Source organism: Lentilactobacillus otakiensis DSM 19908 = JCM 15040 (assembly GCF_001434145.1).
GTDB lineage: Bacteria > Bacillota > Bacilli > Lactobacillales > Lactobacillaceae > Lentilactobacillus > Lentilactobacillus otakiensis.
In genome coordinates, this window is the sequence record NZ_AZED01000008.1 from 128600 (window position 1) to 144894 (window position 16295).

Below are 16295 nucleotides of genomic sequence, written 5' to 3' on the forward strand. Positions count from 1 at the left end.
ATAATCATCGAGAGAAGGAATCATTATGGAGAAAATTGTCAATCCAACTAAAGCACGTTCAAAATTATTTGCTTTAATTAAGGCTGTCAATCAAGATTCCAAACCAGTGCTCATCGCTGGTAGTGACGACGAGAAAAGTGCTGTCTTGATGAGTAAGCGAGACTATGATGCCTGGCAAGAAACATTGGAATTGGCAATGAGTGGTCAATTGCCCGGTGCTCTTAAACGTCAGGATGATCCAGACGTTGATCTAGATGCAATGATACGAGACATCGATCATGAGTAAATGACAGCTAAAAGTAAATCAACCGCCAAAGGTGACCCAAGAAAACATTGAAACTGACCCGTTATCGGCACACCAATTATTTCCTGTTTATTTACAAATGAAGCCTCGAACCAATATTCTTCTACAAAGTGTTAAATGTATAATGTATAGTGTTAAATACACTTATAAAAGGTGCTCCAAAGCAAAAACCCGCTCGCCAACATCAACACGATGTCAGCGAGCGGGTTATTTGCGGAAAATTTTAATGAAGACTAAATGCGTTTCTTAAGTTCTTTACCCTTTTCTTCAAATCCAGGTTTGCCAAGCAATGCAAACATATTCTGCTTGTATGCTTCAACACCTGGCTGGTTGAATGGGTTGATACCGTTGAGGTAACCGGAAATGGCAACCGCAACCTCGAAGAAGTAGATCAAGTAACCCAAAGTATAAGGGGTCTCGTCAGGAATGTGAACGGCCATATTTGGCACATTGCCATCGGTGTGGGCGAGAACAACCGCATGGAAGGCTTCTGTGTTGGCGTAGTCCATGGTACGGCCTTCAAGGTAGCCTAAGCCATCTAAGTTGTCCTTTTCTTTAGGAATGTCAACGTCATAGTTAGGTTTGTCGAGTTTAATAACCGTTTCCATGAGGTTACGCAAACCTTCTTGAATGTATTGACCCAGCGAATGCAAATCAGTGGTGAAGTTGGCTGATGAAGGATAGATACCCTTTTGATCTTTACCTTCTGATTCACCCATGAGTTGCTTCCACCATTCGGCGAAGTAGGTCATGTTTGGTTCATAATTTTCAAGCAATTCAGTGGTGAAGCCCTTACGATACAAAATATTTCGGTAAGCAGCGTATTGGTATGCCTCATTCTTAGTTAAGTCAGGATCAGAATATTCGTCCGAAGCATCTGCGGCACCCTTCATTAATTGCTCGATATCAGCGCCTGATACTGCAATTGGCAAGAGACCAACTGGGCTCAAAACTGAGTAACGGCCACCAATGCCATCAGGGATGATGAAAGTTTCGTAACCACTTGCATCAGCTTCCTTCCGCAAAGCACCATGGGCTTTGTCAGTAGTAGCGTAAATTCGTTTTTTGGCACCTTCCTCGCCGTATTTAGCGATTAAGCGTTCCTTGAAGATTCGGAATGCGATCGAAGGCTCAGTGGTGGTTCCTGATTTAGAAATCACGTTAACTGAGAAGTCACGATCGCCAATCAAGTTGATCAAGTCATGAACATATGATGAACTGAGTGAGTTACCGGCAAACATAACCTGTGGGAATTTGCGTTGGTCATCTGGCAAGTAGTTGAAGAAAGTGTCGTTTAGAAAATCAACGGCCATCTTGGCACCCAGGTATGAGCCACCGATACCAATGACAACTAAGACCTTTGAATCTGATTGAATCTTTTTAGCAGCTGCCTGGATCCGGGTAAATTCATCTTTGTCGTAATCCTTAGGCAAAGTGAGCCAGTCACGGAAATCGCTGCCGGCGCCAGTGCCTTTACGTAATTCGGCATCTGCAGCGTTAACCAATGCCTGCATTTCACCGAGTTCGTTATCATGAACGAACTTTGATAATTTTGAACTGTCAAAAGAAATATGAGCCATGTGTTAGTACTTCCCTTCTTAGAATCAAACATTATGTTAATTATAAAACACAAAGCGACTGGAACAAAACCGAAGTTTTATCTCAGCCGCTTATGCAGGGTTCCTTGAAAATTAAATAATCCGGCTGGGACTAGAGAATTTGGCAGAACTCGATGGTTTCTTCATTTGGGCCGAGGATGTTGAAGTACTTAATTCCTTGTTTCCAGAATGAAGGAATTGATTGAATTTCCTTATCAACCAAACGCAAGCCTTGTGCCTTAGCGTCAGCGAACGCCTTTTCAACGTCAGGTGTGTTCAAAGAAATATGGTTGATCGCACCAGCCTTACGTGCGGTTGGATCGCCTTCCCAAGTTTCAATGGTTAAGTTACCGAAGCGCATAAATGCGCAACGGCTTTCGCCATTATGGAATAAGCCGGCTTCTTCAAAGCCAAGTGATTCGTAAAATGCGATTGTTTTGTCTAAATCAACTGAAGGAATACCAACGTGTTGGATTCCAGTAATATCATCTTTAATTGCCATGCTTAATGTCCTCTTTTGTATCAAATTTTTGTAACAACTAACATTTTGTAACCGTGTTCATTTATGAGAAAACCTAAACCCAAGGAACTTCCAGTAAAAACCAAGTTTGATTTTTAATAAAGCACCTCGGGCGAAAGTTCGTGCGGTTAGGCGTTTGGTTACTTTGTTGAAACGTGTTCCGACGCAACTGATGCTAACTTCTAAGTGCATTTTGACTAAAACCCAAAGTCGGGGTTTCAGCCAAAGCACTCTTAGAAACCGCATCACCCGTTGCTCGTCACACTCTAATCCTTACCCACATCCAAAGCTTGATGCTTGAGGTGTGGAAAGACCTTTGTATCCGCGATCCCGGTAATGCCACCTTGGAATAAGAAGGCAAAGATGGTCCCAATTCCGAAGTTGGTGAATTGACGCGTGATTGCGAATGCCAAGATTGCCATCAGCGTTGGTGGAATGTATGAAGCCCACATCGCTGTAGTGGCATTTCCCTTGAAGTACTTGAAACGCAGAATCTGCATTAAGTCATCGGCGGGATGCAGCACGAGGTTGACCCGTTGATAAATCGAGATGGCGGTTCCAATCATTGCGACACCCAAGAAGTTCAACAGGATGTAGAATCCGATCATGAACGGTGTCTTTGCGGGTGGAAACCCGCTGAACAATGCAGGGTACTTACCGAGGAAGAAATCTTCAAAGATTTGAATTAATGCAGAGAAGGGAACCATGAAGACCAGGTTTCCAAGTGCTCGGCGCCAACTCCAGTGTCCAACCAGAATTGCGTTTAAGATTGTAATAACAACACCAAGAATTAAGAATGTCCAAAACAAGTTCCAGCCAAATGCGACGGCCAAGTTGGCTTCAGCGGCAGTCCAATAAGCCGATCCCAAGTAGGAAGGGTGGATTTGCGCGCTGGTAACCAAGGTCAGCACATTTCCGGCAGAGTTGATCACCAATGAAATGATGAAGAAGGTGATGGATTTAGACATTGAGATTGTCCGGCCATTTAATACTTGGCTGTCGGTTTCCTCATTATTCTTCAAACTATTCACCTACTTTAACAACTGCTTTTGAAACTCCCTTAGTCTTACCTTGTAAGAATGGTTCAACTTCGTCCAAATCAAAGACGTTGCTGATGATGGCATCGACGTTCAAGTCACCGCTTTGGAGAAGGGCGATTGAGTCTTCGAATGCGTTAGGGTTAATAAATGAGCCTTGAACAGTTAATTGCTTTTGGTAAATTTCGTAAGTGTTCATTTCAAAATGATCATCTGGCTTACCAACACCAAACATCAATACTTGAGCACCCTTACGAGTAGCTTCAACAGCTTGTTGTTGAGTTTGTGGTAATCCAACGGCTTCAATGACAACATCGTAATCTGAAGGTAGCTGGTCACGAGTGGTGTTGTAAGTGTTGGTAACACCTAATTTTTCACGGTTAAGATCCAACTTTTCGTCGATGATTCCGGCCAAGTCAACTTGATGGACACCATAAGATTGGAGAATTTGTGCGAATAATTGACCCATGAAGCCATCACCAATAACTAATGCTTTTTGGTATGGAGTCAACTTAAGCAAGTCAATACCATGAACGGCACATGAGATTGGTTCGATAACGGCAGCATCCTTCAATGAAACATTGTCAGGAATAGGGTAAACGTTTGTGGCGGGAGCAGTAAAGGATTCTTCCAAGCCACCATTACGAGTTACACCAACGGCTGAGAGGTTGTCACAGAGTTCTGGACGACCAGTGTGGCAGTAGAAACATTTGCCACAATAGATGTTAGGGTCAACAGTTACTCGATCGCCAACTTTGAAGCCATCAACGTCAGAACCAACTTCGGAAATAACACCTGAGTTTTCGTGACCAAAGACGATTGGAGGAACAGCATCTGCTGAACCTGGAAGCCCGTTATAAAGGGCATGGTCAGTACCACAAACACCAGCGTAAGCAGTGTCAACACGGACTTCGTTAGGCTTTACTTCTGGCTTGTCAATGTCTTGAATTTCCATGTGTTGTTTTCCAGTAAATACGAGTGCTTTCATAATATAAATAATCTCCTTTTAATATCCATTCAGTTCCGCAAACGTTTGTGGAACCTTCCAAAAAAATAAGTTGTTACTTGTTGTATTCTTTCAAAGCTAAAGCAAAATCGCCGACAGTTGCTGAACCATTATCCTTAACCAATGGCATCACGATGTATTTATCGAGATCGCCAACGTCAATGTAGTTATTCAGCAATTCATTGAATTGTTCCCGAACTTTCTTCAAGAACGCCTCGCTGACAACGCCACCGCCAAACACAATCTTAGCCGGGCGCATCATCAAGGTGACCTGAATGGCTGCTTGAGCAACGTAAAATGCCATGATGTCCCAAACGTGATCGGTCATTGGTACGTCCTGTCCCTTTTTACCAGTGCGAGGCTCGAATGTTGGGCCTGAAACCAAGCCTTCCAAACAATCCCCATGGTAAGGGCAGATTCCCCTAAAGTTCAGGTCGTCTGGGTGACGCTTCAAACGAACATGTCCCATTTCAGGATGTCCAATGTCACCAACGAAGTTACCATTGATAATTGCACCTGCACCAACACCGGTCCCAATGGTGTAATAAACCAACGAATTGATCTTTTCGTTGAACAGGGTTGCCATCACGTATTCGCCGTAAGCGGAGCCGTTAACATCAGTTGTCCAACTAATTGGGATATCGAAATCCTCTTTAATTCGACCTACAAAGTTTGTATTGGCCCAGCCTTTTTTCGGGGTATTAGTAATGTACCCATACTTAGGCGAGTTCTTACGGAGCTCAATCGGTCCAAACGAAGAAATTGAGATTGCCTTGAGATCCTTAAACTGTTTGAAGTAATCAACAGTCTTTTGCAGGGTCTCCTTTGGAGTGGTCGTAGGGAACTGCGTCCGATCCAAGATTCGGTAATCCTCGTTACCAACAGCACATACGAACTTTGTACCACCGGCTTCAACACTACCTAATAACATGTAAATCTCACCACCTTATGAAGTTGTAATCCATCAAGTTACTTGTGAATGCTTGTTCAATATAAAACATTTTTGATTGAAGTGCAATGAAAAGGTGTAAATAATTTACATGATGCATTTTCATATTATCAGTGAGGTCTAGACCACGTCCGTTATCACTGACTGAAAATTAGTAAAAAACTTTTTTTCGCTCCAAATGATGAGATCAGAAGAATCATCATTTGATTGTATCTGAAAGCTTTATTAAAACTGATTTATCACAGAAGTAACCGGTATCACAATATTTATCACGCATTAAGGATAAAAATGCTCAATTAATTTCATGCAACCGTTTGCAATAAATAAATAAACGTGCCATAATACAAAATGTAAACGCTATTATTAATGCTATGTTTTTGAATTGGAGGAATATGAAATGGATGAACAAAGTAGCGCAGCAGCGACCAAGAAGTCTGGATTGCCCAAACTTCCGGCCAGTACCATTTGGATGATTAACTTTGGCTTCTTGGGTGTGCAGATCGCATTTACCCTGCAAAGCTCGCAAATGAGCCGGATCTTCCAAACCATTGGGGCAGATCCCAACAAGTTGGGTTGGTTCTTTATTTTGCCACCACTTGCCGGCTTAATCGTTCAACCAATTATTGGTTATTATTCAGATAGAACTTGGGCACCTAAGCTGGGCGGTCGTCGTCTTCCTTACTTGGCCTTAGGAACGTTAATTGCAATTATTGTCATGTGTCTGCTGCCTAATTCGGGTAGTTTTGGCTTCGGGTACGCTTCGATCACCGCATTGGTATTTGGCGCTGTGACCGTTGCCTTGTTGGATGTTTCGTCAAATATCGCCATGCAGCCATTCAAGATGATGGTCGGCGATATGGTTAATGATGATCAAAAGAGTTATGCATACGGGATTCAAAGCTTCTTATCAAATGGTGGTGCGGTTATCGCGGCTATCTTCCCATTTATCTTCACCGCATTTGGGGTTGCCAACACCGCTGAAAAAGGGGTTGTTCCTCAATCAGTTGTGGTTTCCTTCTATGTTGGTGCCGCAATTCTGTTACTTACCAGTTTGCTGACAATCTTCAAGGTTCATGAATATGATCCTAAGACTTATGCAAAATACCACGGCATCACTGAAGAAGCCAACTCAACTGGTGGTAACTGGTGGTCATTGCTGAAAAAAGCGCCAAAAGTATTCTGGACAGTTACCTTGGTGCAATTCTTCTGCTGGATTTCATTCCAATACCTTTGGACATATTCAGCTGGTGCCATCGCCAGCAACGTTTGGAACACTACTAACGCTACTTCTGCAGGCTATCAGGCTGCCGGTAACTGGTATGGTGTCCTCGCTGCCGTTCAATCAATTGCCGCAGTTGTTTGGTCATACGTATTAGCTAAAATGCCTAACAATCACCACAAGTTATGGTACTCAATCAGCTTGGCACTCGGTGCTGCCGGCTTTATCTCAGTATTCTTCGTTCACACCCAATACATTTTGATCTTGTCATTCACTTTAGTTGGAATGGCATGGGCATCCATGAACACTTACCCATTAACAATGGTTACCAATGCATTGTCTGGTGAACATATGGGAACTTATCTTGGATTGTTCAACGGTTCAATCTGCCTGCCACAAATCGTCGCATCACTTGCCAGCTTTGGCTTGTTCCCAATGCTGGGTAACGCACAGCCAAACATGTTCCTGTTAGCAGGTGTCATCATGGCACTTGGTGCAGCCTCAGTTGGATTTATCAAAGAAACTTACAAAGCTTAGAAAGGACGTTTATTTATGAAAAGAACTTTTGAAGTAGCGCCTTGGAATATTGTCACCCACGACTTTAAACCAGAAGACAAGCGCCTCCAGGAATCCATGACCAGTCTTGGTAATGGCTATATGGGGATGCGCGGTTTCTTCGAGGAGGATTACAGCGGCGACACACTTAACGGGATTTATCTCGGTGGTGTCTGGTATCCAGACAAGACCCGGGTTGGCTGGTGGAAAAATGGCTATCCTGACTACTTTGGTAAAGTTGTCAATGCTGTTAATTTCATCAAAATGGCCGTTAAGATTAATGGGGAAGCCATCGATCTTGCCAAAGATCAATTCAGTGATTTTGAATTAAACCTTGATATGAAAAGGGCCGTATTGACCCGCTCGTTCACTGTGACGAAGGGCGATGCAAAGGTTGCTGTTAAATTCGAACGTTTCTTGAGTGTTGCTCAGCAGGAATTATCGGTTCAACGCCTTTCTGTTAAAAACGTCGGTTCAAGCAAAGTGGATTTGGTGATCGATTCGGCCATCGACGGCGATGTTAAGAATGAAGATTCCAACTATGATGAACGTTTCTGGGAAATTCTCTCAACTGAACAGGGCACGGATTCAGGGAATGTTCTCGCTGAAACCACCCCGAACCCATTTGGGACACCTCGCTTTACTTCAGGGATGGAAATGCGTCACGTCACTAATTTGAAAGCGGAAAAAGTTGCCCAGCCTAATGAAAAAGAAGTTGTTAACCAGTTCACAGGCGAATTAGCGCCTAATGAATCTGCCCAACTCGAAAAACGGGTCATTGTGGTCACTTCACGTGATTACGATACCCAAGATGCGTTGACTGATGCAATGCACCAATTAAGTGACAAGGTTGCAGGCCAATCATACGATGAACTGTTTGATGCCCATGAAAAGATCTGGGCTGACCGTTGGAATAAATCGGATATCGAGATTGATGGTGATACCGAAGCTCAGCAAGGCATTCGTTTCAATCTGTTTGAACTCTTCTCAACCTATTATGGTGAAGATTCACGGTTGAATATCGGGCCTAAAGGGTTCACTGGTGAGAAGTACGGTGGTGCAACCTACTGGGACACTGAAGCCTTCGCGGTTCCAGTATATTTGGGAATTACTGATCCAAAAGTGACCCGTAACCTGTTGATGTATCGATACAAACAGTTGGATGGTGCCTATCATAATGCTAAGCAACAGGGGCTCAAAGGTGCCTTGTTCCCAATGGTGACCTTTGATGGGATTGAGTGTCATAACGAATGGGAAATCACCTTCGAAGAAATTCATCGGAATGGTGACATTGCCTTCGCGATTTACAATTACACTCGATACACCGGTGATACTTCATATGTCTTAAATGAAGGGTCTAAAGTTTTAACTGAGATTTCACGTTTCTGGGCTGACCGGGTTCACTACAGTCAACGCAACCAGAACTACCAGATTCATGGTGTGACTGGCCCCGATGAGTACGAGAACAACGTTGATAATAACTGGTACACCAACATTTTGGCTCAATGGACTTTGAAATACACCTTGGAAATTCTCAAGGAAGTTTCACCTGAACAAACCAAGAAATTGAGCGTCAGCGAAGATGAAAAGAAGCACTGGCAAGACATTGTCGACAATATGTATCTGCCATACGACAAGGATCTGAATATCTTTGTTCAACACGACGGCTTCCTCGACAAGGATCTTAAGCCGGTTTCAGAAATTCCTGCAGATCAATTACCATTGAACCAGAACTGGTCATGGGACAAAATTTTGCGCTCTCCTTACATCAAGCAGGGCGATGTGCTCCAAGGAATCTGGGACTTCATTGATGATTTCACGCCTGAGGAGAAGAAATCTAACTTTGATTTCTATGAACAATACACTGTTCATGAATCAAGCTTGTCACCCGCAATTTACTCCGTACTGGCTGCCGACCTTCACTATGAAGAAAAAGCGGTCGAATTATATGAACGGACTGCTCGGCTTGACCTGGACAACTACAACAACGATACCGTTGACGGCCTGCATATCACTGCCATGACCGGTGGCTGGATTGCCGTTGTCCAAGGATTCGCTGGCATGCGGGTTCGTAATGGCGAGTTGCACTATGCACCATTCCTGCCGAAGAAATGGTCACACTATTCGTTTAGGCAAGTCTTCCGCGATCGTCTGATTGAAGTTGACGTTGACAAAGATGGTTCACATTTCAAATTAATTAGTGGCGACCCAATCACGATTGATGTGGCTGGAAAACCTGTTGAATTAGCTAAGTAAATGACTGTTTTGAAGAAATCGAGAGTTGCTAAATGCTCTCGATTTTTTGTTGTTATTTTTTACAATAACCATGCTGTAACAGGCTTTAGCGCACTAAATGTTGCGATTCAAAATAGTTGACCATAGCTACAAATCGCGTAATACTAGTGGTGGAATGAAAAACATAAGCGCAATACTATCATGCACAATCTATTATGAGATGAGGGTTAACTATGACATTAAAAGTAGGTGTAATTGGTGCTACCGGAATGGCCGGCAGCGAGATTACCAAGGAGGCCATTCGTCGTGGCTTTGAAGTAACCGCATTTGTTCGCAATGGTGAAAAAGCCAAGGACATGTTTGGTGACCAAGCTCATCTGGTTGTTAAAGATGCTTTTGAAATTCAACACGCAGATATTCAAAATCTGGACGTGGTTGTTGATGCATTTGCGACTCATGATTCGACAAAGGCCAATCAGCACGTCGATTTGGCTGCGCGACTGATTGAATTTGCCAAGAATGCCGAGAAGCCACGGCTATTCTTCATTTTAGGTGCAGGTAGTTTGGAAACGGGCAACGGTCAACGTTTGATCGATAAGCTCGAAAAGATGCCAAATAATGAATCGTTTATCGAAATTCCTCGCCATCAGTTTGAGGAATATAAGATGTTGACGGATGCGACAGATGTTAATTGGGTTGCGGTTTCTCCAAGTGCAACGTTTAAACCTGGGGATGCAACTGAATATGTGCTTGGCCACAATGCTCTGCTGACAAATGCTGAGGGCAAATCAGAAATCACAGCCGGTACCATGGCTAAAGTGATTAATGATGAGATTGAGCATCCGGCGCACCATAATGAGCGATTTACGGCGGTGGATAAGTAACTTTACCAAAATTTAGGACATTATTAAGGCTGTTTTAAGTTAAACGGTCTATATTTATCTAGTTAACATAAGCGCGATAACTAGTTTGAATTGGGGGGAGCAGTATGAAAAAGACGAAGTTGGCTGCAGCAGTATTGACGGCAACTTTAGTAATTGGAACGGGGGTTGTCAGTACGGGGAGCATAATGCTCACACCGACTCAGGCGCACGCAGCTGACACTGCTCAGCCCAATAATCAAACAGACTTTAAATGGTCTTATAATGATGCAAATGATACAGCTACCATCACCGGCATGAACATATGGGCCGGTCAGGGTAATAATTCTTCCACCGTTGTGATCCCTGATACGGTAACTAATGATGGAAAAACTTATAAGGTAACTGAGATCGGGGAAAATGCTTTTTCATTTCAAGATAATATGACCAGTGTTACATTACCAAAATATTTGACAGCAATTGACAAGAACGCATTTGGCTCGCTTCAACATCTGACAAATGTTGATTTCTCACAGGCAACCAGTTTGAAGACCATTGGCGATAACGCATTTCAAGGTCTTAAACAGACTTCTCCAATTGTGCTGCCAGACTCAGTCACATCAATTGGCGCATATGCATTCGTGTATGGGGCGACAAGTGAGGTAACATTGGGCAAAAATACTCAAGAGATTGGCACAAGTGCATTTTCTGTAATGGATAATTTGGATAAAGTGAACTTTAACTCCAACCTGGTAACAATTGGTTCTCGGGCGTTTGCTAATAATAAAATCTTGGCAAATATCGATCTTTCACCTGCAACCAGTTTGACAACCATTAAGGATGGCGCTTTCGCATACTCTGCCTTAGATTCAACGATCACTCTTCCGAAATCTCTTGAAACAATCGGCACACAGGCTTTTGCCGGGAACAAAATAACTGGTGTTACCTTCGATGAAGCACTCAAAACGATTGATACATCAGCCTTTGCATACAACAAGATTGATGGCACAGTTACTATTCCTAAAAGTACCACAAGCGTTGGGATACAAGCATTTGTCGGCAATCTGATTACAAAGGTGAATGTTTCGGGCAATTCAGCCGTCGGAACAGATGCCTTTTCTCAAAACCAAATTAGCCAAATTGCGAATCCAAGTGGTTCCTTGTCAGCACATGGGGCAATTGGCCAATCAGTGACAATTACGGCTCAACAACCCACACTTTCAATCAATGATTTATTTACAATTAATACGAATGGTAAGACAAATATGGATATTGATATTTCCAATCTTACTGATGGTGTTACGTATGACAAAACTAGTGGGAAATTTAGTATTCCTGCTGGTGTTAAACAGTTTAGCTTTAGTTGGACATTACAGAGCAATGGCAACACCATCTATTCTGGTAGTTACACCGTTTTTCGGGAAATTCCAAAATTCGACGCAGTTTCATCTACCATTTATATTGGAGACACATGGAAGCCGGCGGATAATTACAGAGGCCAAGACTTGGATAAGCTGACAGTCACGGTTAAAGACGCAAGCGGCAATACAATTCCAACAGTCAACACAACTAAAGCCGGCAACTATTTTGTGACTTATTCGTACGGAAATGATTCTACGACTATCATTGTTACAGTTGCGAAGAGATCCGCAACATATAGCCTTAATGGTATTCAGACGGTGGCTTACAATGGTCAGACCCAACAACCGACTTTAAGTAATTACAGCGTCAATTTAAGTGCTGGCGGCTCGTATACTTTGCAGTCCGGAGACATTGCTGTAAAAAATAATGCGGCAACTCCAGGGACTTACGAAGTGTATTTAACACAAGCTGGAATAGATCATATTAACTCTCAATTTGGAAACACCTACGAGCTTACTCAAGGATCTAGTTCGGCTTCGTTCATCATTACTGATGCTGCCACTGGTACCTTGAGTGGTGGTTCAAAGACCTATGATGGTAAATCGGCCAGCTCAAGCTATACACAGCCTAAATTTACTGCAACCGATAGTACCGGAAAAACAATTGGAACAATGGATTTATCGGCTGGTGACTATCGATTTGAAACCGATGGCAGTAACGCGGGCAGCTACAAGATCAAATTAACCACTGCTGGGATAAAGGCGATTAAAGCAAAGTATCCCAACTATACGTTTAATGATTTGGATACAGTTGAAGCCACTTATACCATTACACCTGCAACAGGTGCCATTATAACTTTGGAGGGTGGCTCGAAGATCTATGATGGCTTTAATGTTAGTCACGATACCTACTTCACCCCATCATTGACTATTACTGATGCCAATGGAAAGTCCATCGCGACCATTGTCTTACAAGCTGGCCAATACGACGTCAAAAATGATGACTCTGCGGTGGGGTTATATGAAATCACCGTAAATCCTAATGAGATTAAGAAAATCCAGAACCAGTATTCTAATTATGATCTGTCTGGACTGAGCACAATAAGTTCGGAATATATTATTTTGGCTAAAAAACAAGTTTCATACACAATACAAGGTTCACACAGTATTGGGTACGACGGTCAAACTCATAAACCATCTGCTAGTGACTATACAATTACGATGACCGATGGCAAACAAGTCAAACTGCAAGACTCTGATCTTACAATCACTGGCCATGACAATGGCGTTTCGGATGTCGGTAATTATTCCGTTGACTTGAGTGAGGCTGGTAAAACAAGAATTGGTAATCTTCTAGGTAGCGATTTTACATTAGTCGGTGGCTCGTCTACTGCGACTTTCAACATTACGAAACAAAAGGCCACGGCTTCTCTAACCAGCGGCAGTAAAGTCTATGATGGTAAGAAAGTCAGCGCAAGCAATTATCAACCAACGCTGACAGTGCGAGATGCCAAGGGTTCTACGAAGGCGACAATTAAGTTATCGTCGGGACAATACAATATCAGCAATGACAGCTCAGCAGTTGGTACGTATGAAATTACGCTATCTTCCGCTGAGATCAAAGCACTTGAAGAAAAATATAGTAATTACGACATTGATTTCAATGCAGTGAAGGCATCCTTTACCATCACATCACAAAATATCCCGGATAATCATGGTGGTGGCAGTTCGGTTACACCAAGCACACCATCGACGCCGTCAACCCCTTCAACCCCAAACAGCAGCAGTAGTAGTTCTTCCTCAGGGCCGGTCACTCCTGGCAATGTTGCGGTTAAGGGAACCGTTGTTTATGCGATTAAGAAGATTGGCCTGTATGATTCTAAGAACTTTGCTAAGCACAATCGAAAAGCTTGGTACGTTCAAAAACCACGGATTTACCGACCGATGTTTGTAGTAACTGGTTATACCCGTGATAGTAACGGCGTTCTTCGTTATAAAGTTCGTGATGTCAACCATCTCACCAAGAACCGCGGTAAGACAGGTTACATCACCGCCAGCTGGAACTATGTCCGCCCGGTATATTATGAAGACAGTCATGCAACTATCACGGTGATCAACCCACGTGGCGTTAACGGCTATAAGAAGGCTTCCTTAACTGGCAAGGTTAAGAACTACAAGCAAGGGACAGTGTTGAAAGCTAAGAAAGTTGTGAGCCACAATCTGACAACTCGATTTGTTTTGAGCAATGGTCAGTATGTAACAGCCAACCGAAAATTAGTTCAAATGGGTCGACATGTAACACCAACTAGGGTTCGCGCTAAAGGTGCGATTAATCGGTATTCAAATGTCAACTTAACTAAGCGGAATAAACATTATTCCGCAAATCAGCGAAAGACGTTCAAAGTCTATGGCTTCGACTATTCCCAAGCAAACAGTACCAAGCATCATGGAACTTTGAGATATCGAGTTGCTGGTGGTTATATTACCGGCAACACTAAATACATCAACATAAAATAATAACCAAGGTGTAATAAACACCCAACTTTTCATTTGAAAAGTTGGGTGTTTTTAGTCGCTTACTAAAATTATGCACACATACATAACTAATTAAATATACCGAAATATTGTTATAATTCGCTCAGAAATTAATTTCATTTCATTAAACACCTTGTCATAACAGGACTCTAGCGTTACAATTTAATAGTACTGACGTTGCACAAGGGGGATTTTGTCCATAACGTACTGGGAATACGTGAATTATGAGCCATTATCAATGTGTAATGAAGTATCAACGCCGATTCGATCGGTAAAATTTCATATTTAGGGGGAATATATGATGAGTTGTACATTTTATAAGATGCACGATTTTGTTGTTAAGCATTTTAAGCTACTGAGCATCGTCGCAATCTTTCTTTGCTCGTTTGCTTCAGCAGCTGTCATTTCTGACAGCGCAAGTGCTGCCAATATTGATTCTGCAATCACCGGTCTATCCGCCACTTCCGCAAAGGAAGACGGAGCGACCGTTTTACCCGCTGTTTCGCAACAGTGGTATGCAGGTCCAGTACATACGCTGGATTATGATTTTAAGATCGCTGATGGGACAACCGTTAATAACGGGGATACCGCGACGGTCACATTACCTACTGGTGCAACATTTAGGACACCAGAAAAGTTCGATATTAAATCAAGCAATACCAACGAAACCGTTGGTCAATTTGTTGCCAATCCAAAGGCCACAACCGGCCAAATTACATTTAGTAACGCAGCCTATTGGGCCAAATACAACACCAACCGTCACGGTTCACTGGAATTCTCAGTCACTGGTACTCGGTCATTCACGCCGAGCTATCCAGTTAACGTCTTCCTTGCCAAGAATGGTTGGGGCCAGAACGAATCCGTTCGTGCTAACGGGACTTTGGCCAAAGTTAACTGGCAGGTCTTGGTTAACCCTAACAACCACCAACTGAACAATGTTCAAGTTGACGATACTTTAGGCAATACATCTGCACAAAATTTTGATCCTAAATCAGTCACGGTTACTGATAATGCTGGTGGGCAAACAATCGCTGCCAGTCATTACACAATCACCCCAACAGATTCCGGATTTACCTTCAAGTGGAATGGAACACTTGATAAGGCAATCAACATTATGTATCAATCCGATATCAGCAATGACAATGAATACAGTCTTTATGGTACCGAATTGGATTTGCCGAATACTGCTTCGATCACTGCCAGTGACATCACGACCGTTGCAGCTGGGACACCAGTTGCTACTTCAAACACCAAGACGGTTGTCCTGACAATGGGCAAAGGTTCCGCAACCGGTGATCATACCGATGCAACTACCAGCGTCACTGTCAAAAAAGTATGGCAGGATGTTCCAGATGGTGTCACCACACCAGCTGTTACAGCCAAGTTGTACGCTGATGGCAAGGATACCGGCAAGACGGTTACCTTGAATGAAGCTAATTCTTATCAAGCTCAATTTACTGGTTTAGCTAAATTTGCTACAGACGGTCACGCAATCAGCTACACCGTCAATGAAGCTTCGGTTCCCGATGGATACAAGAGTGATCCTGACGGCAACAAGCCAGTTGCGCCTGATAGCAACGGCGTGGTTACCCTCACCAATGTGTACCAGAAGAAGCCACAGTGCTTCACCTTCGTTCACGTCACCAAGACATGGAAGAACGTGCCATTCTGGAAGTGCACACCTTGTGTTCACGTGACCTTGTATCAAAACGGTGTCCCTTACAGATTTAGAACATTAAGCTATTGTGACTGGTATGAAACCACGTTCCATTACTTGCCACAATATGACGATCAAGGAAATAAATTTGTGTACACAGTCGCCGAAGACTATGTCCCATTTGGCTACAAGACTAAGACCCCAGGTCAACAAACACCAGATGCAAACAATAATGTCAACTTGATCAACGTTTATAGCAAACGTAGTCATCACTTCATTCCGTGCTGGGGCTGGTAAAAACCAGAGTGCAAAACGAAGCGCTTTGACCCCAGAATTTAAGTAAATAAAGCAATTATTCCCGGTTTTAGGAATGATTGCTTTATTTGCTTAAATGGCAGGGGTCAGCTTCGTTTTGCACGTTTCCACTAGATAACAGTGAACAGTAAACCAATCAAACTT

General features: G+C 43.0%; 11 protein-coding genes. 6 read left to right on the top strand and 5 right to left on the bottom strand.

Annotated features, from left to right (window positions below):
- The first annotated feature begins 25 nt into the window (after positions 1–25).
- Positions 26–286 (top strand): type II toxin-antitoxin system Phd/YefM family antitoxin, encoded by a 261-nt coding sequence (locus FD05_RS03455; RefSeq protein ID WP_020281759.1) that lies wholly within the window; start codon positions 26–28, stop codon positions 284–286.
- A gap of 251 nt (positions 287–537) precedes the next feature.
- On the opposite strand, the gene FD05_RS03460 is transcribed toward FD05_RS03455, so the two are convergent.
- From FD05_RS03460 to scrK, 5 genes are all read right to left on the bottom strand, one after another.
- Positions 538–1884, bottom strand: coding sequence for a glucose-6-phosphate isomerase (locus FD05_RS03460; RefSeq protein WP_020281760.1), 1347 nt, complete (start codon positions 1882–1884; stop codon positions 538–540).
- A 130-nt stretch (positions 1885–2014) separates the two neighbouring features.
- Positions 2015–2404, bottom strand: a complete 390-nt coding sequence (locus FD05_RS03465; protein ID WP_020281761.1) for a VOC family protein — start codon at positions 2402–2404, stop codon at positions 2015–2017.
- Positions 2405–2688: 284 nt separating this feature from the next.
- On the bottom strand, positions 2689–3444 hold the full coding sequence (locus FD05_RS03470; protein ID WP_020281762.1) for a DUF6198 family protein: 756 nt from the start codon (positions 3442–3444) through the stop codon (positions 2689–2691).
- A 1-nt stretch (position 3445) separates the two neighbouring features.
- Positions 3446–4447 carry a zinc-dependent alcohol dehydrogenase family protein gene (locus FD05_RS03475; protein ID WP_039933177.1) on the bottom strand — a complete coding sequence of 334 codons (1002 nt, stop codon included), beginning with the start codon at positions 4445–4447 and terminating at the stop codon, positions 3446–3448.
- Between the two features lie 73 nt (positions 4448–4520).
- Positions 4521–5396 (bottom strand): fructokinase ScrK, encoded by an 876-nt coding sequence (gene scrK, locus FD05_RS03480; RefSeq protein ID WP_020281764.1) that lies wholly within the window; start codon positions 5394–5396, stop codon positions 4521–4523.
- 415 nt (positions 5397–5811) lie between these two features.
- Between scrK and FD05_RS03485 the strand changes: the two genes are divergently transcribed.
- The 5 genes from FD05_RS03485 to FD05_RS03505 all read left to right on the top strand — a co-directional run bounded on the left by FD05_RS03485 (position 5812) and on the right by FD05_RS03505 (position 16133).
- A complete protein-coding gene (locus FD05_RS03485) occupies positions 5812–7170 on the top strand; it encodes an SLC45 family MFS transporter (RefSeq protein WP_020281765.1) in 1359 nt (452 codons plus the stop codon).
- A 15-nt stretch (positions 7171–7185) separates the two neighbouring features.
- Entirely contained in the window at positions 7186–9444 is a 2259-nt protein-coding gene (locus FD05_RS03490; protein WP_020281766.1) for a glycoside hydrolase family 65 protein, read from the top strand.
- Positions 9445–9656: 212 nt separating this feature from the next.
- On the top strand, positions 9657–10307 hold the full coding sequence (locus tag FD05_RS03495) for an NAD(P)-dependent oxidoreductase (protein WP_020281767.1): 651 nt from the start codon (positions 9657–9659) through the stop codon (positions 10305–10307).
- Positions 10308–10411: 104 nt separating this feature from the next.
- Complete coding sequence (locus tag FD05_RS03500; protein WP_020281768.1) at positions 10412–14161, top strand: MBG domain-containing protein; 3750 nt, start codon at positions 10412–10414, stop codon at positions 14159–14161.
- Positions 14162–14477: 316 nt separating this feature from the next.
- Positions 14478–16133, top strand: coding sequence for a Cna B-type domain-containing protein (locus FD05_RS03505; RefSeq protein ID WP_039933180.1), 1656 nt, complete (start codon positions 14478–14480; stop codon positions 16131–16133).
- The last annotated feature ends 162 nt before the right edge of the window (positions 16134–16295 follow it).

Coding starts and splice junctions, on each gene's coding strand:
- FD05_RS03455 (WP_020281759.1), top strand. CDS start 26: ATGGAGAAAATTGTCAATCCAACTAAAGCACGTTCAAAATTATTTGCT.
- FD05_RS03460 (WP_020281760.1), bottom strand. CDS start 1,884: ATGGCTCATATTTCTTTTGACAGTTCAAAATTATCAAAGTTCGTTCAT.
- FD05_RS03465 (WP_020281761.1), bottom strand. CDS start 2,404: ATGGCAATTAAAGATGATATTACTGGAATCCAACACGTTGGTATTCCT.
- FD05_RS03475 (WP_039933177.1), bottom strand. CDS start 4,447: ATGAAAGCACTCGTATTTACTGGAAAACAACACATGGAAATTCAAGAC.
- scrK (WP_020281764.1), bottom strand. CDS start 5,396: ATGTTATTAGGTAGTGTTGAAGCCGGTGGTACAAAGTTCGTATGTGCT.
- FD05_RS03485 (WP_020281765.1), top strand. CDS start 5,812: ATGGATGAACAAAGTAGCGCAGCAGCGACCAAGAAGTCTGGATTGCCC.
- FD05_RS03490 (WP_020281766.1), top strand. CDS start 7,186: ATGAAAAGAACTTTTGAAGTAGCGCCTTGGAATATTGTCACCCACGAC.
- FD05_RS03495 (WP_020281767.1), top strand. CDS start 9,657: ATGACATTAAAAGTAGGTGTAATTGGTGCTACCGGAATGGCCGGCAGC.
- FD05_RS03500 (WP_020281768.1), top strand. CDS start 10,412: ATGAAAAAGACGAAGTTGGCTGCAGCAGTATTGACGGCAACTTTAGTA.
- FD05_RS03505 (WP_039933180.1), top strand. CDS start 14,478: ATGATGAGTTGTACATTTTATAAGATGCACGATTTTGTTGTTAAGCAT.